At 52.7% G+C, this 23,489-nt stretch carries 19 protein-coding genes and 1 riboswitch; of the genes, 14 read left to right on the top strand and 5 right to left on the bottom strand.

Annotated elements, in window-relative coordinates:
• Positions 1-76: 76 nt before the first annotated feature.
• Positions 77-1,018, bottom strand: coding sequence for a magnesium/cobalt transporter CorA (gene corA / locus SACSAC_RS02620; protein WP_037283164.1), 942 nt, complete (start codon positions 1,016-1,018; stop codon positions 77-79).
• 418 nt (positions 1,019-1,436) lie between these two features.
• Between corA and SACSAC_RS02615 the strand changes: the two genes are divergently transcribed.
• The 6 genes from SACSAC_RS02615 (at position 1,437) to mqnC (ending at position 8,452) form a co-directional block, all read left to right on the top strand.
• Positions 1,437-1,790, top strand: a complete 354-nt coding sequence (locus SACSAC_RS02615; protein ID WP_037283161.1) for a hypothetical protein — start codon at positions 1,437-1,439, stop codon at positions 1,788-1,790.
• Positions 1,791-2,142: 352 nt separating this feature from the next.
• A riboswitch (SAM riboswitch) is annotated at positions 2,143-2,248 on the top strand.
• Between the two features lie 764 nt (positions 2,249-3,012).
• Positions 3,013-3,966 carry a homoserine O-acetyltransferase MetA gene (metA, locus tag SACSAC_RS02610; protein WP_037283158.1) on the top strand — a complete coding sequence of 318 codons (954 nt, stop codon included), beginning with the start codon at positions 3,013-3,015 and terminating at the stop codon, positions 3,964-3,966.
• Between the two features lie 156 nt (positions 3,967-4,122).
• Entirely contained in the window at positions 4,123-5,307 is a 1,185-nt protein-coding gene (locus SACSAC_RS02605; RefSeq protein ID WP_037283155.1) for an aminotransferase class I/II-fold pyridoxal phosphate-dependent enzyme, read from the top strand.
• Between the two features lies 1 nt (position 5,308).
• Positions 5,309-6,586, top strand: a complete 1,278-nt coding sequence (locus tag SACSAC_RS02600; protein WP_037283152.1) for a trans-sulfuration enzyme family protein — start codon at positions 5,309-5,311, stop codon at positions 6,584-6,586.
• An 85-nt stretch (positions 6,587-6,671) separates the two neighbouring features.
• Positions 6,672-7,034 (top strand): DUF1304 domain-containing protein, encoded by a 363-nt coding sequence (locus tag SACSAC_RS02595; protein WP_037283148.1) that lies wholly within the window; start codon positions 6,672-6,674, stop codon positions 7,032-7,034.
• A gap of 281 nt (positions 7,035-7,315) precedes the next feature.
• On the top strand, positions 7,316-8,452 hold the full coding sequence (gene mqnC, locus SACSAC_RS02590) for a cyclic dehypoxanthinyl futalosine synthase (RefSeq protein WP_037283144.1): 1,137 nt from the start codon (positions 7,316-7,318) through the stop codon (positions 8,450-8,452).
• A gap of 88 nt (positions 8,453-8,540) precedes the next feature.
• Here mqnC and SACSAC_RS02585 read toward each other — a convergent pair whose 3' ends face one another.
• The 4 genes from SACSAC_RS02585 to SACSAC_RS02570 all read right to left on the bottom strand — a co-directional run bounded on the left by SACSAC_RS02585 (position 8,541) and on the right by SACSAC_RS02570 (position 13,630).
• On the bottom strand, positions 8,541-9,566 hold the full coding sequence (locus SACSAC_RS02585; protein WP_037283141.1) for a FecCD family ABC transporter permease: 1,026 nt from the start codon (positions 9,564-9,566) through the stop codon (positions 8,541-8,543).
• Positions 9,563-10,582, bottom strand: a complete 1,020-nt coding sequence (locus SACSAC_RS02580) for a FecCD family ABC transporter permease (RefSeq protein WP_037283139.1) — start codon at positions 10,580-10,582, stop codon at positions 9,563-9,565. The genes SACSAC_RS02585 and SACSAC_RS02580 overlap by 4 nt, the downstream gene beginning before the upstream one ends.
• A gap of 9 nt (positions 10,583-10,591) precedes the next feature.
• The gene (locus SACSAC_RS02575) at positions 10,592-11,560 is read right to left on the bottom strand and encodes an iron-hydroxamate ABC transporter substrate-binding protein (RefSeq protein WP_037283137.1); all 969 of its coding nucleotides are present in this window, start codon (positions 11,558-11,560) and stop codon (positions 10,592-10,594) included.
• A 252-nt stretch (positions 11,561-11,812) separates the two neighbouring features.
• Entirely contained in the window at positions 11,813-13,630 is a 1,818-nt protein-coding gene (locus tag SACSAC_RS02570) for a S9 family peptidase (RefSeq protein WP_037283133.1), read from the bottom strand.
• A 231-nt stretch (positions 13,631-13,861) separates the two neighbouring features.
• Here SACSAC_RS02570 and SACSAC_RS02560 point away from each other — a divergent pair, with 231 nt between their 5' ends.
• The 8 genes from SACSAC_RS02560 to SACSAC_RS02525 all read left to right on the top strand — a co-directional run bounded on the left by SACSAC_RS02560 (position 13,862) and on the right by SACSAC_RS02525 (position 23,440).
• Complete coding sequence (locus tag SACSAC_RS02560) at positions 13,862-14,563, top strand: HAD family hydrolase (RefSeq protein ID WP_037283130.1); 702 nt, start codon at positions 13,862-13,864, stop codon at positions 14,561-14,563.
• A gap of 676 nt (positions 14,564-15,239) precedes the next feature.
• Positions 15,240-17,177: a threonine--tRNA ligase gene (thrS, locus tag SACSAC_RS02555; protein WP_037291857.1), complete on the top strand. Its 1,938-nt coding sequence runs from the start codon at positions 15,240-15,242 to the stop codon at positions 17,175-17,177.
• Between the two features lie 219 nt (positions 17,178-17,396).
• Positions 17,397-17,597 (top strand): hypothetical protein, encoded by a 201-nt coding sequence (locus SACSAC_RS02550; protein WP_037283128.1) that lies wholly within the window; start codon positions 17,397-17,399, stop codon positions 17,595-17,597.
• A 149-nt stretch (positions 17,598-17,746) separates the two neighbouring features.
• Complete coding sequence (liaF, locus tag SACSAC_RS26720; protein ID WP_051506811.1) at positions 17,747-19,045, top strand: cell wall-active antibiotics response protein LiaF; 1,299 nt, start codon at positions 17,747-17,749, stop codon at positions 19,043-19,045.
• 12 nt (positions 19,046-19,057) lie between these two features.
• Positions 19,058-20,182, top strand: coding sequence for a sensor histidine kinase (locus tag SACSAC_RS02540; RefSeq protein ID WP_037283126.1), 1,125 nt, complete (start codon positions 19,058-19,060; stop codon positions 20,180-20,182).
• Positions 20,094-20,750 (top strand): response regulator, encoded by a 657-nt coding sequence (locus tag SACSAC_RS02535; protein ID WP_037283124.1) that lies wholly within the window; start codon positions 20,094-20,096, stop codon positions 20,748-20,750. Before SACSAC_RS02540 ends, SACSAC_RS02535 begins: the two co-directional genes overlap by 89 nt.
• Complete coding sequence (locus SACSAC_RS02530; RefSeq protein ID WP_037283122.1) at positions 20,750-21,448, top strand: class I SAM-dependent methyltransferase; 699 nt, start codon at positions 20,750-20,752, stop codon at positions 21,446-21,448. Before SACSAC_RS02535 ends, SACSAC_RS02530 begins: the two co-directional genes overlap by 1 nt.
• Before the next feature lie 309 nt (positions 21,449-21,757).
• On the top strand, positions 21,758-23,440 hold the full coding sequence (locus SACSAC_RS02525) for a S1C family serine protease (RefSeq protein ID WP_037283120.1): 1,683 nt from the start codon (positions 21,758-21,760) through the stop codon (positions 23,438-23,440).
• Positions 23,441-23,489 lie beyond the last annotated feature (49 nt).

Genomic DNA, 23,489 nt, shown 5'->3' with positions numbered 1-23,489 from the left:
GCCAAAGAAAAGACCGTTTCGGACTTCGGCAAAGGAAGTTCGAAACGGTCTTTTGCCGTCCGTGAAAGGAAAATCTTCACAGCCAGCCTTTTTTGCGGAACAACAGATACATCGTCAAGCCCAGCACGATCATCAGGCCGATGACCATCGGATAGCCGTAGGTCCAGTGCAGTTCCGGCATATGGTCGAAGTTCATCCCGTAAATGCCCGTCACCACGGTAAGCGGCATGAAGATCGTCGTAATCACGGTAAAGACCTTCATGATCTCGTTCGCGCGGTTCGAGATACTGGATTGATAAGCTTCTCTCAAGTTGCCCATCAGATCGCGGTACGTATCGAAAGCTTCTGAGACTTTAACGGTATTTTCGTAAATGTCGCTGAAGTATTTTTGCAATTCGTCGTCGATCAAGCGCAGGTCTTTCTTGTTCAAGATGTTAATTACCTCGCGCTGCGGAACCAGTACCTTTTTGAGCCAGAGAATTTCTGCCCGCAGACCGATGATATCGTTCAGATGCGTACGTTTGGTATTCATCAAAATATCTTCTTCGAGCTGTTCGATCTGGTCTTCGATCCGGTCGCCGACCGCGAAGAAGTTGTCGACCACGCGGTCGATCAGCAGATACATGAAGCGGTCGGGCGTATTGACTTCCTCTTCCCACATGATCGGTTTGACCGTGCGCAACTCGTGAATCTTCTGCCGCGTAACCGTAATAACGAAATGCCGACCCAGGAAAATATTGAGGGCGCGCATAAAGATCTCTTCGTTGTCGAAGCGGATGCTGTTCACGACGGTAAAATAGTGATTTTCGTAAATCTCGATCTTCGGCCGTTGTTCTTCCTCGCCGAGCATATCCTCGACGGCCAGATCATGCATGCCGAACGTAACTTGCAGTAAAGTAATATCGTCAAGGTCGGCATCGATCCAGTAAAAGCCTTCCTCGGGTGCAGTTAAGGTATCAGTCAGATTTTCATTTTCAATAAGCGTGAATACGCCGTTTCTTACGTGCCGGATTTTCATGCCGTTCACTCCTTCGAAATGGGACATCGGTCGTCCATGAATAGTCTCGAATTTGCGGGAGAACGCAGGAAAAAACAGGCCGGCGCGAAGAAGCGTGCGTCGTCCCGACACGGCTGAAGCAATCAGTCGCCAGGAAGGCCCCTGTCAGCGAATGTCCAGAATTGGAGGCACTGCGCCGGTTGGCCGTTTTTTCTGCTGTTGAACTAGAGTCTGCGTTCTCTTACGCTTGGGCCTCGGGTCGCCGTCCATCTGAAATTCACCTCTTGCTTTCAAAATTGTTTTCATAAAACCCTCGTTAAGTATACCTTGCCCCCTGAGGGCTTTCAAGGCTTTGTTTGTGAAGGTTTATGCTTACACTATCGGCTTCAAGAACGTTAAAATGTAGAAAAAGATCAAGAGCGGGAAGGAAGCGGCAAACATGGCAATCCAAGCAGCGAAGATCATCCGTGAAACCTTGGAATTACAAGGTTTCGAGTTAAGCGGGAAGTGGCCCAGATGGTGCTTGCAGCGTCAGGTCGACGGCTTTGTGGAAAAGGTTGAATTGTTCACGGAGGCGACTCGAAAAGACGGGCATCGCATGCGGCGAATGAATGTCAATTTTGCCCTGCGCCGTCCTTCTTCAGAAGTGGATCTTTGGATGAATCGACCTTATGAAGAATGGTTCGAGTATGATCGCGAAGAGACATTGCGGGCAGAGCTGCACAGCTGCATGTCCAGGATGGAGAGCGAAGTTTTGCCTTGGATGAAAAGGATGCGGGAAGGTCAGCAGTAAGTCTTTTACAGCTACATCAATTCGAAAACAGTTCTAAGACCGTCCAACTGAGCATAGGCAATTACGATACAGCGTTGAAACTTCTTGAAGCGAACTCCGTATGGCTTGTCGAAAAAATAACAGAGCCCGTCAGCTATACGGAAAAGCTGGAAAGTGCAAGCATACGGGCTTTTTGTGCATACTCCGGTATTTTTATTCACGAATGTGTGCAAAAAATGGTTAATTCCTGTATAAGCTGCTTCTTGCCTGAATACTGTTTTCGTGTATAATTGATCTAAAGTTCTTCCGGCGCAAGCTGGAACCCAACAATTGAATACTTCCTCCGGCGTTCGCGCGCCGGTCGAAAAGTGGAATCTTATCAAGAGCAGGTGGAGGGACTAGCCCGATGAAACCCGGCAACCGGCGACTTCGTCGTACGGTGCTAATTCTTGCAGTTACCATGCGATCCAAGGCGAGGCACGAGTCGTTAAGAGTCATTCGCATGGGCGTCATTTAAGGTTGTCAGAGTGCGATCCGAGGCAAGCGACCAGCGGGCCGACAGCATTTATCGTCACGACAACGTACCGCCCATGTCCGGCTCTACGAATAACGCTCAAACTTTCTCGTTATGGAAGCAACCATGCGATCCAAGACGAGGCACGAGCCGTTAAGAGTCATTCGCATGGGCGTCATTAAGGTTGTCAGAGTGCGATCCGAGGCAAGCGACCAGCGGGCCGACAGTATTTATCGTCACGACAACGTAACGCCCATGTCCGACTCTGCGAATAAAGCTCAATTCTTCTCGTCATCGGAAGCAACCATGCGATCCAAGGTGAGGCACAAGCCGTTCAACGCCTGTCGTATAGGTCAACGTTTACAAGTGTATCCCTGTGCAGTCCGAGTTCGGCGTCATCACGCGCCGATCGGAGTTCCCGTCACAGAAACGTTGCGCCCATGCCCGACTTGCCGTTAGACGCTCGTACCGATCTTTGGAGAAATCGCGTAGCCGAACGAAATCTTACTTCCGTTCGCGCAATACGCCTTTTCTGTTCGCAACGTATGGTAACTGACAGATGAGAGAGGCGCTAGCTTTCTATAGACCTTTCTCGGCTTGCCCGGAAAAGGTCTTTTTTGTACCCATTCGTACATTTCGAAAGGTGCTTCGGCTGCCGAATGCCTGATAGATCGCCGTCCAAATTCAAGGTTCAATAAAGTCCAAAAAACAAAAAGGAGTGAATGGTAGATGCCGATTAAAGTGCCTGATAATTTGCCGGCTATGGAAGTGCTATTGAAGGAGAATATCTTCGTCATGGACGAGAGCCGAGCGTATAGCCAGGATATCCGTCCGCTGCGCATCGCGATTTTGAACTTGATGCCGACCAAAGAAACAACCGAGACGCAGCTGCTGCGTTTGATCGGCAACACCCCGTTGCAAGTCGACGTTGCACTACTCTACCCGAGCTCGCACACATCCAAAAATACGTCGGAAGAATACCTGAACACGTTTTACAAAACATTCGATGAGATCAAGCATCTGCGTTTCGACGGAATGATCATTACCGGCGCACCGGTCGAACAGCTTGAATTCGAAGAAGTCAGCTACTGGGAAGAGATTCAACAGATTTTCAATTGGACGAAAAAGAACGTCACGTCGACGATGCACATCTGTTGGGCCTCGCAAGCGGGGTTGTACCATCATTTCGGCGTAAGCAAAATTCCTTTGGCTGAAAAATGTTTTGGAGTATTCTCGCATACCATGAACAAAACCAATGTACAGCTCCTGCGCGGATTCGACGAATCTTTCGATGTCCCGCACTCCCGTCATACCGACGTGCAGCGCGAAGACATCCTGCGCAGCGAAGAACTGGAAATCCTGGCCGAATCCGAAGAAGCCGGCGTGTACCTCGTCGCAACCAAAGACGGCAAACAAATCTTCGCCACCGGCCATTCCGAATACGACCCGTTCTCGCTTAAATGGGAATATGACCGTGACATCGCCAAAGGCCTTGACGTCGCCGTTCCCAAACATTATTTCCCGGGTGATGACCCGACCCAAAAACCGTTGTCTTCATGGAGAGCCCATGCCAATCTCTTGTTCTCCAACTGGCTGAACTATTACGTCTACCAAGAAACGCCTTTCGACCAGGTCGACCAATCCAAAGAAGCCGAATTCAGCGACTACGGCGCAGGCATCTAAAAAGATCTTTTAATCTTTTTATTTATATCCCATCCCGCCGAAGTCCGTCTGTCGAAAAGTTTCTAGCGTAAGCGCAGCCCCCAGCGAAGCAATACGAATAGGAACTTTAAGGCAGCCCAACCCAGGCGCCTCACCCACCCTTTAGGAGGAATGAACATGAAGGACGACAGACAGCTCAAAATCGAAAGCGCATTGGCTCAGATCGGTTCCCTGGAAGACCCGCAGACAGGCGGAGTAACTTTCCCGATCTATCATTCCACCGCTTATCGTCACCCTGGGCTCGGCCGCAGCACAGGCTATGATTATACGCGCACCAAGAACCCGACCCGCGCCGTACTGGAAGAAGCATCGGCGAAGCTGGAATCCGGCGACGCCGGCTTTGCATGCAGCTCCGGCATGGCTGCTTTGCAAACGATCTTTGCCCTGTTCAGCCAAGGCGATCACCTGATCGTGTCGCTGGATCTTTACGGCGGAACGTACCGTCTGCTTGAGCGTATTCTGTCCCGATTCGGCATCACCGCTTCTTACGTCGATACCAATGACCTCGAAGGCATCGAAAAACTGCGCACGCCGAACACCAAAGCCGTATTTATCGAGACGCCGACCAATCCGTTGATGATGGTAACCGACATCAAAGCCGTAGCCGACTGGGCCAAGCCGCATGGCATTTTGACGATTGTCGACAATACGCTGCTTACGCCGTTCTTCCAGCGTCCGATCGAACTTGGCGCCGATATTATCGTGCATAGCGCAACCAAATATCTGGGCGGTCATAACGACGTTCTTGCGGGATTGATCGTCACTAAAGGAAAAGAATTGTCCGAAGAAATGTTCTTCCTGCACAACTCGATCGGCGCGGTACTCAGTCCGAGCGATTCTTACCAATTAATGCGCGGCATGAAAACGCTGGCGCTGCGGATGGAACGTCACGAGAGCAACTCGCTTGCGATGGCCCGTTTCCTGCAAACCCATCCTCAGATCGAAACGGTTTATCACCCGGGACTGCCGGAGCATCCGGGACACGAGGTTCAAAATAGCCAATCGAGCGGGAACACGGGCATTTTCTCCTTCAAAGTCAAAGACGCGCGCTGGATCGAACATATCCTGAGCAATATCAAGCTGGTCGCTTTCGCGGAAAGCCTGGGAGGCGTCGAGTCGCTGATGACCTATCCGTCGATCCAAACGCATGCCGATATTCCGCAGGAAATCCGCGACGCCATCGGCGTGGACGATAAATTGCTGCGATTCTCGGTCGGTATTGAGCATATCGACGATCTAATCGCCGATATCGACGGTGCATTGAAAGCCGCATTGCGCGAGACGGAAGGAGCGGAGGCTTAGCATGAGTAACGAAAACCGCGAAGAAAGTTTGAAAACAGGAACGGAAAAAACAGCTCAACCGCAAGGACGCACGCCGGAACAGGCCGAGCATGCGCCTTCTCAGCTCCAAACGCCCGAAGAAGCAGCAGAAGCGCTCAAAGGCCGGCATTTCGATACCAAGCTGATTCATTTCGGCGCGGAGATCGATCCGACCACGGGAGCTTCCAGCGTTCCGATCTATCAGGCGTCCACGTTCCACCATTTCGATATTTATGATCCGCCGCAATACGATTACAGCCGTTCGGGCAGCCCGACGCGCCAAGCGCTCGAAGATTACATCTCGCTGCTCGAAGGCGGCGCTGGCGGTTACGCTTTCGCTTCCGGCATGGCGGCGATCTCCGCGGCATTGATGATCTTCTCGGCAGGCGACCACTTGATCGTAACCGAGGACGTCTATGGCGGAACGTATCGCTTGTTGACGACGATCTTGAGCCGGATGAACATCGAGACGACGTTCGTGGACATGACCGATCTTGAGCAAGTCAAAGCCGCGCTGCGTCCGAATACCAAAGGCGTGTTCATGGAAACCCCGTCCAACCCGACGCTAAAGATTACCGATCTCGGCGCAGTGACGGCTTGGGCCAAAGAGCATGATCTGCTGACGCTGGTCGACAACACGTTTATGACGCCTTATTACCAGCGTCCGATCGAACAGGGCGTCGATATCATTCTGCATAGCGCAACGAAGTTCCTTGGCGGACATAGCGACGTATTGGCAGGACTTGCGGTTGCGCGGACTCCCGAATTGGCCGTACAACTGAAAAAACTGCAAAACGGTCTGGGAACGGTATTGGGACCGCAGGACAGTTGGCTGTTGATCCGGGGCATGAAGACGCTCGGCGCACGGATGGAACGAAGCGAAGTGAGCGCGCGCAAACTGGCGAAATGGTTGTCGGAAAGAGGCGATATTGCTTCGGTCTACTACCCGGGCTTATCGGATCATCCGGGGCGCGAAATCCATGAAAAGCAATCCACGGGTTACGGAGCGGTCGTATCGTTTGACGTAGGGTCGGAAGAGCGCGCCAAGCGCCTGCTCAACAAAGTGAAGCTGCCGTTGGTCGCGGTCAGCCTGGGTGCTGTAGAAAGCATTCTGTCTTATCCGCCGATGATGTCGCACGCGGCAATGCCGCGCGAAGTTCGTTTGGAACGGGGAATCGGAGACGGTTTGCTGCGCTTCTCGGTCGGCTTGGAGAACATTGATGACCTGATTGCCGATCTGGAACAAGCTTTAATGGATTAACTTTGTTCGGATAAAGGGAGTAAGCTGTTTTTTCTGCTAAAATAGAGAACGCAGATACATACCTTGAACGAAAAGAGGGAAATCGATGGAATGGGTAGCTAACGTCCTTGTCGCAGTCATTGCGCTTCTGCACGTGTATATCCTGGTGTTGGAGATGTTCATGTGGAATAAACCGCGCGGCATGAAAGCCTTCGGATTGGAGCAGAAATTTGCGGACATGACCGTATCGCTTGCGGGCAATCAAGGCTTGTATAACGGTTTTCTCGCAGCCGGATTGATCTTTGGTTTGGTCTATCCGAATGCGGAGGCGGCGTCGCATATTCAAATCTTCTTCCTGGCTTGCGTCATGGTCGCGGGGATTTACGGCGCAGCGACGGCCAAGGTCAAGATTCTGTTTATTCAGACTGTTCCGGCATTGATCGCACTGATTGCGGTACTGCTTGCTTAGAATGATCGGCTTAAATAGAAGGTAAACGGCATCACCGCGTAAAATCGGCTCGCTCAGGCTTGTCTCATCCCATTTGAGGCAAGCGTCGACGAGTCGATTTTTCTTTTTGCAAGTCTCGTAACGTTCACAAATATTTAAATCTTATGTGAAGTGTGATAGGATTAATTGTATTGCAGTACCCTTTATAATTTTAACTTTTTAAAATAGAGATTTTGCAGTACAGCCTGAACGGATTCGACCAACTTTATTTGAACTTATTTTCACAAAGGAGGCTGCATGCAATGAGTGCGGTTGATGCAATATTGGAGAAAGCTTTAAACGGGGGACGCTTGAGCGTGGAGGACGCGATCGCCCTGTATGAATCGGATGACGTCGAGAAGCTGGGCCGGGTCGCGAACGAATTGATGATTCGCAAAAATCCCGAACCGATCACGACTTTCGTTATCGGACGCAACGTCAACTATACGAATGTATGCGACGTTTTTTGCCGTTTCTGCGCATTCTACCGTCGTCCGGGTTCGGCGGAAGGCTACGTGCTGTCCGATGAAGTGATTTTGCAAAAGATCCAGGAAACCCAAGATGTCGGAGGCACGGAAATCCTGATGCAAGGCGGAGTCAATCCGGATCTGCCTTTCCAATATTACTTGGATATTCTGCGCAAGATCAAGCAGCATTTCCCGGACATTACCATGCACTCTTTCTCTCCGGCGGAGATCATGAAAATGCAGAAGCTGTCAGGAATGTCGATGGAAGACACGATTCGCGCGATTCACGAAGCCGGGCTCGATTCGCTGCCGGGCGGAGGGGGAGAGATCCTCGACGACCGCACGCGACGCAAAATCAGCCGCCTGAAGGGCTCGTGGCGCGATTGGATGGACGTCATGCAGACGGCGCACAAAATCGGCATGAACACGACGGCAACGATGGTCATCGGCTTCGGCGAAACCTACGAAGAGCGTGCGCTGCATATGCTTCGGGTACGCGACGCCCAGGACGAATGCATCCAGAACGGCTATGATTCCGAAGGGTTCCTGGCGTTCATCTCTTGGACGTTCCAACCGGATAACACGAACATGAAGGTGGAAAAGCAAACCCCTGAGCAATACCTGAAAAACGTGGCAATCAGCCGCATTTTCATCGATAACATCAAGCACTTCCAGTCTTCGTGGGTGACGATGGGGCCGGAAGTCGGCAAGATGTCGCTGCAATACGGTTGCGACGATTTCGGCAGCACGATGATGGAAGAAAACGTCGTCTCCGCCGCGGGCACGACGCATAAAGTCAACATCGAGCAAACGCTGGAAATCATCCGTGCGGCAGGCAAAATTCCTGCACAGCGCGATACCAAGTATAATTTGCTTAAAGTATTCGATGACGAGAGTGTGAAAGTACAACGCGACTTCATTATGCAAAACTAATTGATCGGCGATTCAAATACAAAAAATCCCGGTGCCAACGGCATCGGGATTTTTCTTTTTATTCACATTGAGCTGTGCAGTCTGCATGTTAGCTTGGTTTTTTCAGCAGCAAATACAAGAAGTACGGCGCTCCGATAAAGGCGACGATAATACCTGCCGCGATTCCGTCGGAGTCTCCCAGGTTCCGGCCGATGGTATCGGCGAGCAGCAGGAGCCAGCCGCCCACCAGTACGGAGATCGGCATGAAGCGCTGATGCGCCGGGCCGACCAGGCCTCTGGCGATATGCGGAGCCATCAGGCCGATAAACGCGATCCCGCCCGTTACGGAGACTGCCGAAGCGGCGAGGGCGACAGCGGCGAGCAGCAGCAGGATACGGTCTTTTTGCACGGTAACGCCTGCGCCGACCGCCGACGATTCGCCTAACGACAGCAAGTTCAACGCTTTGGACTTGAATAGTGCGTACGGAACCAGCACGACCAGCCACGGAAGAAGAGCAAGAACGAACGGCCAGTCGGTTCCCCAGATATTCCCGGCCAACCAGGTCGAAATGAAGTCTACTTTGACCCGGTCGACAGAGGAGATCAGCACGATCATGACGCCGGACAGCGCCGTGGAAAAGCCGACGCCGGTCAGAATCATTTTGAGCGGCTGGACGCCTTCGCCGCGCTTGTAAGCGAACAGATAGATCAAGGTTGCCGTCAGCAGCGCGCTGGCAAAAGCGACAACGGGAAGCAGATACACGAAGGTTCCGACTTCAAGCGGAGCGAACAGGAAAAAGATCGCTACGCCCACGCCCGCGCCGGAGTTGATCCCGACGATACCCGGATCGGCCAGCTCATTGCGGGTGATCCCTTGAAGAATCGAGCCTGATAGGGCCAAGGCCATCCCGGCCAGCAGGGTAATCAAAATGCGCGGCAGCCGAATCGAGAACAGGACGAATTCATCTTTGAACGTTCCTTGTCCGAATAACGTCGGCAGTATGCGATCAAACGAGACGGTCGACGAGCCGAGGCCCAAACTGACAACCAAGGTGGCCAGAATCAACAGCATAAGCAGCATGGCGACCCACTGCGGTTTTTGCAGTAAGGAGATTTTTTCGGATACGGGTTTCATGACAGCGACTTTCCTCCTTTGCGCACGATAAACAGGAAGAAAGGTAGACCCAGTACCGCGACGATTGCGGCAACCGGCGTTTCGAGCGGCGCGTTAAGCATCCGTCCCAACGTATCGGCACCGACCATGAACATGGCGCCGAAGATTGCGGAGAGCGGAAGAACCGTCCGATAATCGGTTCCCGCGAAGACGCGCACCAAGTGCGGAATCATCAGTCCGACAAAAGCCAGGTTGCCGACCAGCGATACGGCGGCACCTGCAAGCAGGGTAACGACGATGCAGAGCACCAGCTTGATCCAGCCCGTATTCAGCCCCAGGCCGACCGCTGTCGATTCATTCAGGCTCATGATGGTCAGTTGGCGGGAAAGCAGAACAGCCACGAGGATACCGACCAGAATGATAGGCGTGATGATCATAAGCTGGCCCCAGGTCGTGCCGATCAGGCCGCCCGAGGTCCACATGGACACGCTTTTCGAAATTTTGAATTCCAGGCTGATCGCTTCCGCGAGCGCGGTCAGCAGCGCGGATACGGCCGCGCCGGCCAGCACCATGCGCAGCGGAGACAATGTCTTGCCGCGCAGCGCCAGTATGCCGAAAACGAACATTACGCCGACGGCCGCTCCGATAAAGCAGGCGACCATGACGCTGAAGTACCCGGCAGCCGGAAGAAAAGCGAAGACTACGGCCAGCGCCGCATTGGCGCCTGCGGTGATGCCGAGCAATCCGGGATCGGCGAGCGGGTTGCGGGTCAGTCCCTGCATGATCGCGCCGGAAACGGCTAACGCGGCACCGACCAGCAACGCGCCGATCTCCCGCGGAAGCCGAAGCTCCCGAATAACCGAAATGTCATCGTTGGATACGCTCGGGCTAGTCACAGCCAACCAGATATCCGAGAGAGAAACGCTTTTGGCGCCTACCAGAATCGCGCCCACGAATACGACGAGAAGCAGGATCACAGACGCCAGAAGCTTAACCGGAAAGGAACGGAGCACGTTAGGCGAAGCGGACTTTTTCATCCCGCAAACTTACTCGCCCAGGAACGATTTTTTGAAGAAATCGAGTTGGTATTCCAGGGACAACGCATCGTTGAAGTAGAATCCTGTAGCGTCAACTTCATAGACATGGCCTTCTTTGACTGCCGGAATATTTTTGTACGTATCGGTTTCTTGGAAGGAGTTGTCTCCGGCCAGCGTTTTGCTGAAGATCACATAGTCGCCCATATATTCAGGCAGTACTTCGAGCGACAGATCGTAATAGCCTTGCGACGAAGTGACTTCTTTGACTTTCTCCGGCATTTTCAGACCCATGGCTTGATACAGGATTTCGGTACCGCGACCCCAGGCATCGCCGAAGATGTAAAGGGCTTTGGCATCGCCTTCCATAACCGTAACGGTTTTGTCTTCGCCGATTTTGGCTTTGATTTCTTCGCCGGCAGCTTGAGCTTGCGCTTTAAAGTCGGCAACCCAGGCCGCGCCTTCTTCGCCTTTGTTAACGGCTTTAGCCACTTCTTCGATTTGAGTCAGATAGTCGACTTTATTGTATGTGTACGTCACGAGGGGAGCGATTTGCTTAAGTTTATCCGCATTCTTCACGTCGCTCGAAGCGATGATCAGGTCAGGTTGAAGTTCGATGATTTTTTCCACGTCGTCCGCGGATACTTGTTCCACGTCTTTCAACTGTTCCGCGAAATTCGGGTTGGCTTTGGTCCATTGGTCAACACCGACAACCGGAACGCCGAATTTAAGCAGACTGCCGGTATAGCTGGACAAGTCGACAACGCGCTGAGGATTGGCAGGAACTTCGATCGGTCCGTTTTCGGACTCGTATGTAACGGTGCCTGTAGCGGCTTCGGCTGTCGTGTCGGCGGCAGGTTCCGAGGTTGCCGTCGTTTCAGTAGCGGCATTGCTGCTTGCAGTTGGCGTGCTTGTTTGGTTGCCGCAAGCGCTGAGGATCAGAAGCAGGGTGAATAGAAGAGGCAGAAACAGTTTTTTCATGGTAGACACTCCCTTGGTATAATGTCGAGTTGACAACGATAATCGTTATCAATCAAGCGCAATATCCCAACATTACGGTGGCTCAGACACTTTGTCAATAGGGGAAGTGGGTAAAACGATGATCCAGCTATGATGCTCAAACGGCGTAAGCAGTATTGGGAAATTCGTGATGAAAAAAGAATAGGCTCGCTTTCCTGCCGAATCGACGGCAAGAAAGCGAGCTTATCAGGCGAAGAGAAGAATAAACGAAAGTTAAGATTGGACGCTTGCAGGCTGTTCATTGATCGCTTTCTCCAGGAATTCCAGCACGGCGCGGTAGACCCGCATTTCGTTTTCTTTTTTCGAGAATCCGTGACCTTCGTCTTCAAGCACGATGTATTCGACGTTTGCGCCTTTTTCGTGCAAAGCTTTGACGATCTGGTCGGATTCGGCTTTGACGACGCGAGGATCGTTGGCGCCTTGGATAACAAGCATCGGCTTGGTCATCCCGTCCAAATAGGTGATCGGCGAGAATGCGATAAGCTTTTCTTTGTCCGCTACAGGGTCGCCGACCCACTTGTTCATGATCGGCTTCCAATGTTCAGGCACCGATTCGATGAACGAGAACAGATCGCTCGGTCCGAAGATATCGACCACGGCTTTGAAGTAATCGGCATGGCGTCCGTGCAGCAGAAGAGCCATGTATCCGCCGAAGCTTCCGCCCATCAGTAGCAGTTTGTCCCGCTCGGCGTAGCCGTTTTCCGCGATCCAATCCAGACCCGCGATATTGTCCAGTCTCGGCCCGTCGCCCCAATCGCCTTCGACCAGCTTGCAGAACGCCAGGCCGTAACCCGTCGAACCCCGGAAGTTCGGCGCGAAGATGTTGAATCCGCGGCTGACGAGGAACTGGAACAACGAACGGAAGCCCAGACGCTCCGCTGCCTGAGGTCCGCCGTGCGGCCACAAAATGGTATGTCCGTTGGACGTCTCCTCAGGTGCCCGGAAGAACAGCGATTCGATCTCCAGACCGTCGAACGACGGATAGGTCAGCACTTCGGGACGAACCAACTCCGATTCCGAGATGCCGGGTACGCCGTAATTCGTGCAGCGCGTCCATTCTTCGGAGAACCGTTCTTTTTTGAAAATGTTGGTCGGGCTTACCGAGCTGCGTCCGAGAATGTACAGATTGCCGCTCTCGGCCACTTGAACCGAGGCGAGCGTATCGACAGGAAGCGGAACGCCGCCCAGCGCGCCGGATTCCAGATCGTACGTATACAAATAATCGGAAACGCCTTTGCTGGCCGTCAGGTACAGCAGCTTGCGTTCCTTGTCGTAAGTAATCGAAGTGAAATCGACGCCTTCGAGGTCCAGCAGCTTGGTCTTGGTCTCCGACTCGATATCGAAGCGGGCGAAGTACGTAAAGTCGCCGCCCGCGTTGGTCAGGAAATGCAGCTCCGCATCGCCGGTAAATACGCTGTCCGAGACGGTATATTCGCCTTCCGCTTCCGGATCGAGCGAGACATGCTTATCCCCGAAGCAAATAAAGGCAGGGGCGTAGGTATTGGCAAAATGTTTGCTGTATACGAGATATTCTTCTTTGGGACTGATGTCGCTCAAAAAGACGGAAGCGTCGCCGGAGCCTTGCAGCACGGAGACTTCTTGCCCCGTGTTCAGGTCGCAGCAAAGGGCGCTTAGATAAGTCGCGTCTTCTTTGGTCGACGTATAGTAGAGACGTTTGCCGTCTTCCGACAAGATCGGTCCCATATGGCGATGGCCTTCTTTCACGCAAAGCGGAAGCAGCTCCCCGCCTTTGGGTTGAAGCGCGTAAAGCTGTGCGTTCTCGTCGCCGTCTTTGTCGAATGCAACCACGAGAAAACGTCCCCGTTTGTCGTACTTGATGGCATGGCAGCTCTGTCCGTTAAAAGTAAGCGGATACGGAAAAGCGTTCGGAAGATCCATGGCCCACAGATCAAACTTTCCGCTGAGGTTGGTGCTGAACACAAGCTGTCCTTCGTCCGGGCTAACCGCGAAAGTCTCGATCGCGAACGTACGGAAGAACTGCTCGACATCAGGTTTTTTGAACGATAGCATGGAATCCTCCTTGTGTCGGCCGGTAGCCTTGAATGAGTAACGCTGGTCGTACATGTCTATTTATTCGCTATTCATTTCATAAGTCCTGCCCGCATCTGACGAAAAGCCACTCCTTTCCATATAAATGAAAATAATAGAGGTTCCGACCGAGAGACAAAAGAGCAAAATCGGGTATAAGAAAGGATGAACATATTCTATTTCGACCATATAAAAACTCAGGAGGGCGCGAACATGACCCAAATCCATTCCAAAGAAACTCCTATCCCATTCGACGCGGCGCAGATCAAAGTGATCGCGTTTGACCTGGACGGAACCTTGATCGATACCTCGCAAGCGATGCTGGACGTGAATCACCAAGTGTTCAGCGAAGCCATCGATAACGGAGACGCAAACAAGCAGCCGACAAAAGAAGAAGTGTACTCGACGTTCGGGATGATCGGCGACGAAGCCTGGAATACGCTGGCCTCGGAAATACCGGACGAAAGATCGGATCATTACAAAGAGCGGCACAACGAACTGCTTCGAGACAAGATGGATACTCAATCCTACGTACTGCCCGGCGTGCCCGAACTGCTGAAATCTTTGGCCGGCCGCTACGAGCTGGCGACGGCCAGCAACTGCGGAGAAGCCTATCTCGCACGCGTGCTTGCCAAAGACGGCCTGAAAGAACTGATTACTTATCCGCTTTGCGCGGGAAGCGTAAACGCCGAACAAAAAAGCGACGTGCTGCGCGAACTGCTTCGCCAAAGCGGATTGGACACTTCTGAAGTCCTCATGGTCGGCGATCGAAAGTCGGACGTCGACGCCGCCAAAGAAGCCGGAATTCCCGTCGTCGGCGTCCGTTCCGAGTTCGGGGACGCGGACGAACTCCAAACGGCCGGCGTCGTGATCGATAAAATCGAAGATTTACAGAAATTGCTGGAACAGCAGTAAGCGTGTCGAGAAAATCTCAAACGACTTAAAAACAGAAGATACAGAAATAAATTCGTTGAATCGAAGAACAAAGTGTCGGTAAAGTCCGATGTAACTGGAAGCGAGAAGACGGAGAGAAAAATTCAGTGAAAGACGCCTTTGAACTTGGAAAACCACATTTTAAATTCCAATCCAGTTTTCCAAGTGAGACAGCGAATTGAACGAATTTTTGTCGGAGTCTTCTCGCTTCCCGCACCCGAGTAACTTTGCTGCCGCACCCACCGGTCTTGACGCTTTCAACGTTGCCGCTTATAATGAACAGCAGCAAAAGCAACGACAAAGACATGAATGCTGGCACACGGCACCGCTCCAGAGAGAGGAAACTTCGGCTGCAATTTCCTCCGGACCGGCCCGCATTTACCCCTTTCGAGCTGCGTTTTCGAACTTCCGCTTAGGATCTCCGCTTGCGCGAATCGTAGAGCTGAACAGTAGATCACGCCGGAACCGCACTTCCGTTATTGACGTGCTCAATGAGGGCTTTTTGTCCCGCCAACATCGACGAGATCGAACGCATGGCGGAACCGGGCCGAATCAGGGTGGAACCACGGGTATAACGCTCGTCCCTTCGCGGGACGGGCGTTTTTTGCGTGCCGATTCCGTATTTGCTTTTTTCAAAATCAAAGGAGGAATTATCATTATGGCTATCTCTATCAGCCTGCCGGACGGCTCCGTTCGGGAATACGAAGCAGGCAGCACCATCGAGGACGTTGCGGCATCGATCAGCAGCAGCTTGCGCAAAAATGCACTGGCAGGCAAACAAAACGGAATCGTCGTCGATCTGAGCACCCCGCTCGAAAACGGCGCACAGATCGAAATCGTGATGCCGGGATCGCCGGAAGGTTTGGAAGTGGTGCGTCACAGTACCGCTCACTTGACTGCGCAAGCGGTACGTCGTCTGTTCGGTACGAATGAAGTAAAGCTGGGCATCGGTCCCGTGATCGAAGAAGGTTTCTACTATGATATGGATCTCGAACACGGCCTCAACCCGGAAGATCTGCAAAAGATCGAGAAAGAAATGGAACGCATCGTGGGTGAAAACCTGCCGATCACGCGTCGTGAAGTGAGCCGCGAAGAAGCGCTGAAAATTTTCGGCGAGCTGGGCGATCCTTACAAAATCGAACTGATCGAAGCGCTGCCGGAAGATTCCGCGATCACGATCTATGATCAAGGCGAATTCTTTGACCTGTGCCGCGGACCGCACGTACCTTCGACGGGCAAATTGAAAATTTTCAAACTGCTGAGCGTAGCGGGCGCTTACTGGCGCGGCGATAGCAAGAACAAAATGCTGCAACGGATTTACGGCACGGCGTTCTTCAAGAAAGCCGAGCTGGACGAGCATTTGCATTTCCTCGAAGAAGCAAAGAAGCGCGATCACCGTAAACTGGGCAAAGACTTGAAAATGTTCACGTTTAACAATCTGGTCGGCCAAGGTCTGCCGATCTGGCTGCCGAACGGAGCTAAACTGCGCCGTACGCTGGAGCGTTACATCGTGGACCTGGAAGAAAGTCTCGGCTACCAACACGTATACACGCCAGTCATGGGCAACGTCGAGCTGTATAAAACTTCCGGACACTGGGAGCACTATCAAGAAGACATGTTCCCTCCTATGGAGCTGGACAACGAATCGCTCGTGTTGCGTCCGATGAACTGTCCTCACCATATGATGGTCTATAAGAGCGACATGCACAGCTACCGCGAACTGCCGATCCGTATCGCGGAACTCGGCTTGATGCACCGTTACGAAATGTCCGGCGCGCTGACCGGTTTCCACCGCGTGCGCGCGATGACGCTGAACGATGCGCATATCTTCTGCCGTCCCGATCAGATCAAGGAAGAATTCGGCCGCGTCGTGAAGCTGATTGCCAAAGTATACCAAGACTTCGGCATCGACAGCTATCGTTTCCGTCTGTCGTACCGCGATCCGCAAGATACCGAAAAGTACTTCCAAAACGACGAGATGTGGGAAATGTCCCAACGCATGCTGCGCGAAGTGGTCGAAGAACTGGAACTGCCATTCTACGAAGCAGAGGGCGAAGCGGCATTCTACGGACCAAAGCTCGACGTGCAGATCAAGACGGCACTTGGCAAGGAAGAAACATTGTCGACCGCGCAACTCGACTTCCTGCTGCCTGAGCGTTTCGAATTGGAATACATCGGCGATGACGGTCAAAAGCATCGTCCGGTCGTGATCCACCGCGGCATCATCAGCACGATGGAGCGTTTTACCGCGTTCTTGCTGGAGAACTTCGCCGGCAACCTGCCGCTTTGGCTGTCGCCGATGCAAGCCAAAATCATTCCGGTATCGGGCAACTACAGCGAATACGCCGAGCAAGTGGCGGATCGCTTGAGAAAAGCCGGAATTCGCGTGGAAACGGACGTGCGCAACGAGAAGTTGGGCTACAAGATCCGCGAAGCGCAGCTGGAAAAAGCGCCGTACATGTTCGTAGTCGGCGAAAACGAGAAAGAAGCCGGCGGCGTATCCGTGCGTAAGCGCGGCGAAGGCGACCTCGGCGCGAAGCCGTTGGACGAAGTGATTGCCCTGTTAAAAGAAGAGATTCAAACCCGCAAGATCTAAAGTGGAATATTCAAAATCAAGCCGCTTCTTTAATAGGAGCGGCTTTTTTACGTCTTTTTGCTCCGGGTCTGCGGCAGCTCGGTCGCAAGGCGGAGAACGGCAGGGCCGGAGGCGGGACGAAAGTTCGCTCTCGGGCCGGAAAAGCAAATCATTCCCGCGCCGCTTAAGAGAAATCGCTTTTTCGCGCATACTGGAAAAAACGAAGAGGAGGCGCGGGATATGAGAAAACATAAGATGAAGAAATTGCTGAAAGAAGCTTACGGTCGGCTGTTCGGACAAGGGTTACAAAAAGAGCGTCAAAGATTTGCGACGGGGATGATGGCGCGGCGCGGTCAAGATTGGAAGCCTTTAAGCCAAGAAGACTTGAAGCAAGGCTGGAATGAAGAATTAGCCATCGACTCGATCCGGATTCGATTATAACGCCCATATCGGTCTTGAGACCGAGGCGGTTTTCATTCTTGGGCCGCTTTTGCCTCGATCGGGCTTACGGTAGACTGAATGTAACAAGAAGAGAGTTTCCGGAAGCGTCGATCGAAGTTTCCGGTCCCACATACAAGGAGGAGAACGTGATGAAGAAAAGCGGAGCCATATGGCTGATCGCGATCGGCGGCATTTTTCTGGCCTATCAACTCGGTTATATCAGTTACGGCATCGGAGATTTGATTCGGACGTTCTGGCCGACCATTCTGATCGTGACCGGCATTTCGCAGCTGCTGGGTGCCAAAAAGCACAGTTCAAGCATCGTCGGCCATTTGATTTTGATCGCGATCGGCGGATATTTCCAAGCTCGCAATCTCGGCATTACCGATCTCGGCACAGGCGAGTTTTTCAAATTCCTGATTCCTGCCGGACTTATTGCGATCGGCATTTACACGCTGGTTAAACCGAAGCGGGTTCCGGAATATCCGTCCGCCCGTCCGGAAAGCCCCGACGATTTTTCGTCTATGGGCAGTAAAGCGAACCCTCAACCCCCGATTCCGCCAGCTCCGATCGAGCCGTTGGAATCGCCTTTGGATCGAATGTTCGTCAACCTGGATAAAGACGAACCGAAGAGCGAACCCGAGCATGCACGCAAACATGACGGTAAACGTTATGACTGGGAACCCGAAGCTCGCCGCGAATTCGATCGGGAAGATCGCGAACCCCGTCCGGACAATGCGTCGGAATTCCAGAAAATCGGAGACATGGCTCGCGAATTCGGTAAACAGACAGCCGATCAGGTGCGCAAAATCGACTTTTCCCGTATTGCGGACGAAGTGAAAAGCGAAGTCGACAGTGCCATGAAAGATTTTAAAAAGTCGATGAATCACGAACAAGACAAGAAAAAGCGCGGCACCGTTTCGCTGGAAAAAGATCCTTTTCCGGAAGATTTTTCGGACAACGGAAGGTTTTACGATAGTTGCGACGAAGATAGTAGGCACGCCTATAGCGGTTACGATCGCGAACAGATGCGTAAAGCACGCCAAAAGGCGGATAAAGAAAAAAAAGACAAAACCGTTAACGAGTCGAGCTTTATCGGCGACTATTATATCGGCAGAGATTACTTCCGCCTCAAACCGTTGAACGTTTCCCATTTTATCGGAGACACGGTCATCGATCTGACGAAGGCACAGATTCCTTACGGAACAACGAAAATCAATATATCGAGCTTTATCGGAGACGTCGTGATCTACATGCCGAACGACCCGGAAGTCGGAGTCAAAGTAAACACCAGCTCCTTCCTCGGTAACCACAACGTATTGGGCAACACGCGAAGCGGCATGGTCGGCGGCGCCGACGAAACGCGAAACTATGACGATTGCGCGAAACGGATCAAGATTAACGTCAGCTCGTTCATCTCGGACGTCAACGTCAATATCGTAGGGTAAAGGCGGGCGGTTATGGGAAACTTACTGAAAAACACGAAATGGGAATTGATGTTTTACTTTCTGCTAAGCGGCGGGATTCTCGCCGCTTTGCTGTATTGGTTCAGCCTGTACGGATTCGTACGGGTTTTTCCTCCGCGAATCTGGGTATTTTATCTGCTTGCCGCCGTATTGGTCGCCGTCGTTACGGGATACGTTGCGGGACAGCGGATTCAACGTCGGATCGACGTGCTTCATTATACGATGCTCCAGGTGTCGCAAGGCAATCTGGCGCTGCGTCTCGGCGATACGGACGATCAGTCTTTTGCCCGCGTGTACAGTGAATTTAACGTCATGATGGATTCGATCGAGACCAAGACCAAGCTGCTGCAAAAGCTCGGGGAGAGCGAAGCGATCGGCAAGGAGCAGTTGGTGGAAAGCGCCGTGCGCGAAGAACGCCGCCGGATGGCGCGCGATCTGCACGATTCGGTCAGCCAACAGCTTTTTGCCATCCATATGTCTGCCGCTTCGCTGCCGAAAGTCTTGGAATTGAATCCCGATGCCTCGGTGCAGGTGATGCAGCAGTTGATTCAGATGTCGAATCTGGCCCAGAAGCAGATGAGGGCGTTGATCGCGCAGCTGCGTCCCGTCGAACTGGAAGGGATCGACCTGCCCGCCGCGCTGGATCGTTGGTTCCCGGATTATTGCATCCAAAACGGGTTGAAGGGCGTGAAGGATGTCGAGTTGTGCGAAGGGTTGTCCGAAGCGATCGAGCAGCAGTTGTTCCTGATCGTGCAGGAAGCGATGGCCAACATCGTCAAACACGCGCATGCCGGCATCGTCAGCTTGTCGCTGCGCGAGAACGAGCGCCAAGTGCTGCTGTCGATCAGCGACGACGGCAAAGGGTTTTCCGGAAGCGCGGCGCAAAAACAAGGTTCGTACGGCTTGATGACCATGCGAGAACGGGCGGAGAAGTTGGGCGGCCGGGCAGAGATTATTTCGAGACCCGGAGCCGGAACCACGATTCGCGTACATATTCCAAAATTCACAGAAGGAAAGGCAGTGGAAGAGCATGGACAAGATCAAGATCCTGCTGGCGGACGATCACGACATGGTGAGGATGGGCCTGAAGACGTACTTGATGCTGGAGCCCGGGTTTGACGTGATCGGAGAAGCGAGTAACGGCTTGGAGGTCATCGAACGCTTGCGCGCCATTTCCGCCGAAGGCGGCGATATGCCGGATCTGATCTTAATGGATATGATGATGCCGGAAATGAACGGAACCGAAGCAACACGCGTCGTCGTCTCCGAATTTCCTGCTGTGCGCGTCGTCATGTTGACCAGTTTCCTGGAAGACAAACTGGTTATGGAAGCGATCGAAGCCGGAGCGGTGAGCTATGTGCTCAAGACCGTTACGGCCGAAGAACTGATCTATGCGTTAAAAGGCGCGTTCCGCGGCATGCCGGTCATGACAGGAGACGTTTCCCAAGCCTTGACCCGGGGCATTCGTCAACGCACCGTCGAAGCCGATTCCTCCCCGCTGACCGAGCGCGAAAAAGAAGTGCTGCTGCTCATCGCGGAAGGCATGGGCAACAAAGAGATCGGCGAAGAATTACATATCAGCATCAAAACCGTCAAAACGCACGTCAGCAACCTGCTGATGAAGTGCGAACTGGAAGACCGTACGCAGCTTGCGATCTATGCGCATCGGCAAGGCATGATCCGTTGATGAAAAATTCGATGCAGGCTACAGTAGATATTCAACGGTTTCCGGGAGCAGAGCAGACGATCGGAGACAACGACAAGTATCGCAAAATGTACGACCGCATCGCTCCTTTTTACAATCTGTCGAACAAAATCTATTTTCGGTTGAAATTCGGTGGCGAAGCCGCTTACCGGAATCAGTTTTTGAGCGAACTCGAAATTCCGGACGGAGGCCGCGTGCTTGAAGTGTCATGCGGAACCGGAGACAATTTTCCGTATTTGCCGGAAAATATTGATTTGCACGGCTTGGATCTGTCATTGGGCATGCTTCAGGCGTGCCGCAAACATCTGCGAAAGTGGAATCGGACCGCTTCGCTGTATCACGCTTCCGCGGAAGCCCTTCCGTTCGGGGACAACAGTTTCGATACCGTCTATCATGTCGGCGGCATCAATTTTTTCAACGACGGTGCCGGGGCTGTAAAGGAAATGATCCGAGTAGCCAAACCGGGAACGAAGATCGTGATCGTCGACGAAACGGAAAGGCTCGCGTCCGGCACGTACGAGAAGATTCCGTTCGTAGGCAAAAGATTTAAGAACCGAACCGATATCCGGATTCCGATCGAACTGGTTCCTCCCGGTATGCTCGAAGTCAACGCCCGTGAGATTTGCGACGGCTTGATGTACTGCCTGACTTTTCGGCTTCCTTCTGATACCGTTCAATAGAACTTAAACTCTTAGCTCCTTCCCCCGGAAGGAGCTTTTAAGCATGGAGAAGTTTTTTGCTTAGCGGAAGCGCCCCCAGCTTCCCCAAAAACCTCCTCCAAGCTTGAAAGAAAGCGAATTCAAAATAATTTACTTTTTCTTATCTATCTTTATACCTCTTTTAATGTTCAATTAAGGTTCTTGGGCGAAAATAACTACAGAAGCAAACGACGAACAAACAAGGCGACGCCGGATCTACCCGAGATTTCACGAAACGCCCCAACCAAATTACGTTATTCGGCATAGCCCGAACGCGAGGAGGAAATAGACATGGACGAAAAGAAATACGGAAACTCTTTCGAAGACAACAACGCAGCAGGCAGCAACGGTGCGAACAACGATGACCGCGGCAATCAATCGAATGCCGGCTCCTCCGAGCAATCGGGTACCAACCCGGACGGCTCTTCCTACTATTACTCTTACGGTCCGTTCCAATCGGTCGGTTCTTCCGATCCGGAATCGGCAAAAAAAGTGCAGGACGTCGAAGTGACGCCGCCGAGTCCGGTTCGCAACTATGACTCTTACGGCGCGCCGACCGGATCGAACGGTTCGTCCCCGAACGGGAACTGGAATTATAACCAAAAGCCGAAATCTTCGTTCAAAAATATGGTGACTTCGTTTGCGGCAGGCGCGCTTGGCGCAATCGTCATTACGGGATCGGTCTTCACGGCAGGACATGCAGGCTGGTTCGGCGGCGATGAGGCAGCGGCGACTCAAGCCTCGACCACGACCACCGCAGCGGCGACAAATTCCAGCGGCGTGTCTACGGCGGCGTATACGATCGCTTCGTCCAAAGATATCTCGGACGTCGTGAATCAAGCCAGCCCGTCGGTCGTCAAGATCGAGACGCTGTCCAAAGGCGGCTCGTCGAGCACGCAAGGCAATTACAACGACCCGTTCTTCCGCTACTTCTATGGCGATTCCCAAGGCAACAGCAACAACGGCAATAACGGAAACGGCAGCAACGGCAGTTCCGACTCGTCCACTTCGGGTCAATTGACTCCGCTCGGTCTGGGAACAGGCTTCATTTTCGATAAAGCAGGCTATATCTTGACGAATAACCACGTGGTTGAAGGCGGAGACGTCATCCAGGTTACGCTGGACGGTACGACCAAGCCTTACGAAGCGAAACTGCTCGGTCATAGCGCCGATCTTGACCTGGCCGTTCTGAAGATCGAAAGCACGGACGGAAGCGACTTCCCGGCGATCTCGCTGGGCGACTCCGATGCGACCGCGATCGGCAACTGGGTCGTCGCGATCGGTAACCCGGAAGGTTTCGAACACACCGTGACAGCGGGCGTGCTCAGCGCGAAAGAACGCGAAATTTCGATCGCCGACGAAACGACGGGCGCAACGACGGAATACAAACACCTGCTGCAAACGGATGCTTCGATTAACCCGGGCAACTCCGGCGGCCCGCTGCTTAACCTGAACGGCGAAGTCATCGGCATGAACACGGCGGTAAGCACGGAAGCGCAAGGGATCGGCTTCGCAATCTCTTCGAACACGATTAAAGGCGTCGTCGAACAATTGAAAAACAACGAAGAAATTCCGAAAGAAGCGGTTCCGTTCATCGGCGCCAGCTTGACGACCATGTCCGAAAGCATCGCGCAGCAAATGGGCGTGGATACGACTGAAGGTTCGCTCGTCAGCGAAGTACTCTACGGTTCGCCGGCTTATAAAGCCGACCTGCGCAGCTACGACATCATCACGGGCGTCAACGGAACTCCGTATGCGACCAGCCAGGATCTGATTACGGCGATCCAGGCACTGAAAGTGGGAGACTCCGCTACATTGAACGTCGTGCGCAATAATCAAAAGGTCGACGTGAAAGTAACGATCGGCGACCGCAACGAATACGAGAAGTCCAATGCGGCTCAGCAAAACAATAACAGCCAAAACAACAATAGCCAGAATGAAAATGGATTCGCCAACCCGTTCGGCGGCCAATAATTTGTCTCAATAGCGAAAGGTCATAAGCTTGGCGGAGTGCGGGAGGGGC

Origin of the sequence: Saccharibacillus sacchari DSM 19268, assembly GCF_000585395.1 — a bacterium.
Lineage (GTDB): Bacteria > Bacillota > Bacilli > Paenibacillales > Paenibacillaceae > Saccharibacillus > Saccharibacillus sacchari.
Note: the sequence above shows the minus strand (reverse complement) of the source record. Positions and strands in the feature narration are given on the sequence as shown.

What these genes read in the sequence shown, in the direction of transcription:
- SACSAC_RS02535 (WP_037283124.1), top strand. Translation starts at nt 20,094, where the DNA reads ATGGACAAGATCAAGATCCTGCTGGCGGACGATCACGACATGGTGAGG.
- SACSAC_RS02575 (WP_037283137.1), bottom strand. Translation starts at nt 11,560, where the DNA reads ATGAAAAAACTGTTTCTGCCTCTTCTATTCACCCTGCTTCTGATCCTC.
- SACSAC_RS02595 (WP_037283148.1), top strand. Translation starts at nt 6,672, where the DNA reads ATGGAATGGGTAGCTAACGTCCTTGTCGCAGTCATTGCGCTTCTGCAC.
- corA (WP_037283164.1), bottom strand. Translation starts at nt 1,018, where the DNA reads ATGAAAATCCGGCACGTAAGAAACGGCGTATTCACGCTTATTGAAAAT.
- SACSAC_RS02550 (WP_037283128.1), top strand. Translation starts at nt 17,397, where the DNA reads ATGAGAAAACATAAGATGAAGAAATTGCTGAAAGAAGCTTACGGTCGG.
- liaF (WP_051506811.1), top strand. Translation starts at nt 17,747, where the DNA reads ATGAAGAAAAGCGGAGCCATATGGCTGATCGCGATCGGCGGCATTTTT.
- SACSAC_RS02570 (WP_037283133.1), bottom strand. Translation starts at nt 13,630, where the DNA reads ATGCTATCGTTCAAAAAACCTGATGTCGAGCAGTTCTTCCGTACGTTC.
- metA (WP_037283158.1), top strand. Translation starts at nt 3,013, where the DNA reads ATGCCGATTAAAGTGCCTGATAATTTGCCGGCTATGGAAGTGCTATTG.
- SACSAC_RS02585 (WP_037283141.1), bottom strand. Translation starts at nt 9,566, where the DNA reads ATGAAACCCGTATCCGAAAAAATCTCCTTACTGCAAAAACCGCAGTGG.
- mqnC (WP_037283144.1), top strand. Translation starts at nt 7,316, where the DNA reads ATGAGTGCGGTTGATGCAATATTGGAGAAAGCTTTAAACGGGGGACGC.
- SACSAC_RS02530 (WP_037283122.1), top strand. Translation starts at nt 20,750, where the DNA reads ATGAAAAATTCGATGCAGGCTACAGTAGATATTCAACGGTTTCCGGGA.
- SACSAC_RS02605 (WP_037283155.1), top strand. Translation starts at nt 4,123, where the DNA reads ATGAAGGACGACAGACAGCTCAAAATCGAAAGCGCATTGGCTCAGATC.
- SACSAC_RS02525 (WP_037283120.1), top strand. Translation starts at nt 21,758, where the DNA reads ATGGACGAAAAGAAATACGGAAACTCTTTCGAAGACAACAACGCAGCA.
- thrS (WP_037291857.1), top strand. Translation starts at nt 15,240, where the DNA reads ATGGCTATCTCTATCAGCCTGCCGGACGGCTCCGTTCGGGAATACGAA.
- SACSAC_RS02580 (WP_037283139.1), bottom strand. Translation starts at nt 10,582, where the DNA reads ATGAAAAAGTCCGCTTCGCCTAACGTGCTCCGTTCCTTTCCGGTTAAG.
- SACSAC_RS02600 (WP_037283152.1), top strand. Translation starts at nt 5,309, where the DNA reads ATGAGTAACGAAAACCGCGAAGAAAGTTTGAAAACAGGAACGGAAAAA.
- SACSAC_RS02615 (WP_037283161.1), top strand. Translation starts at nt 1,437, where the DNA reads ATGGCAATCCAAGCAGCGAAGATCATCCGTGAAACCTTGGAATTACAA.
- SACSAC_RS02540 (WP_037283126.1), top strand. Translation starts at nt 19,058, where the DNA reads ATGGGAAACTTACTGAAAAACACGAAATGGGAATTGATGTTTTACTTT.
- SACSAC_RS02560 (WP_037283130.1), top strand. Translation starts at nt 13,862, where the DNA reads ATGACCCAAATCCATTCCAAAGAAACTCCTATCCCATTCGACGCGGCG.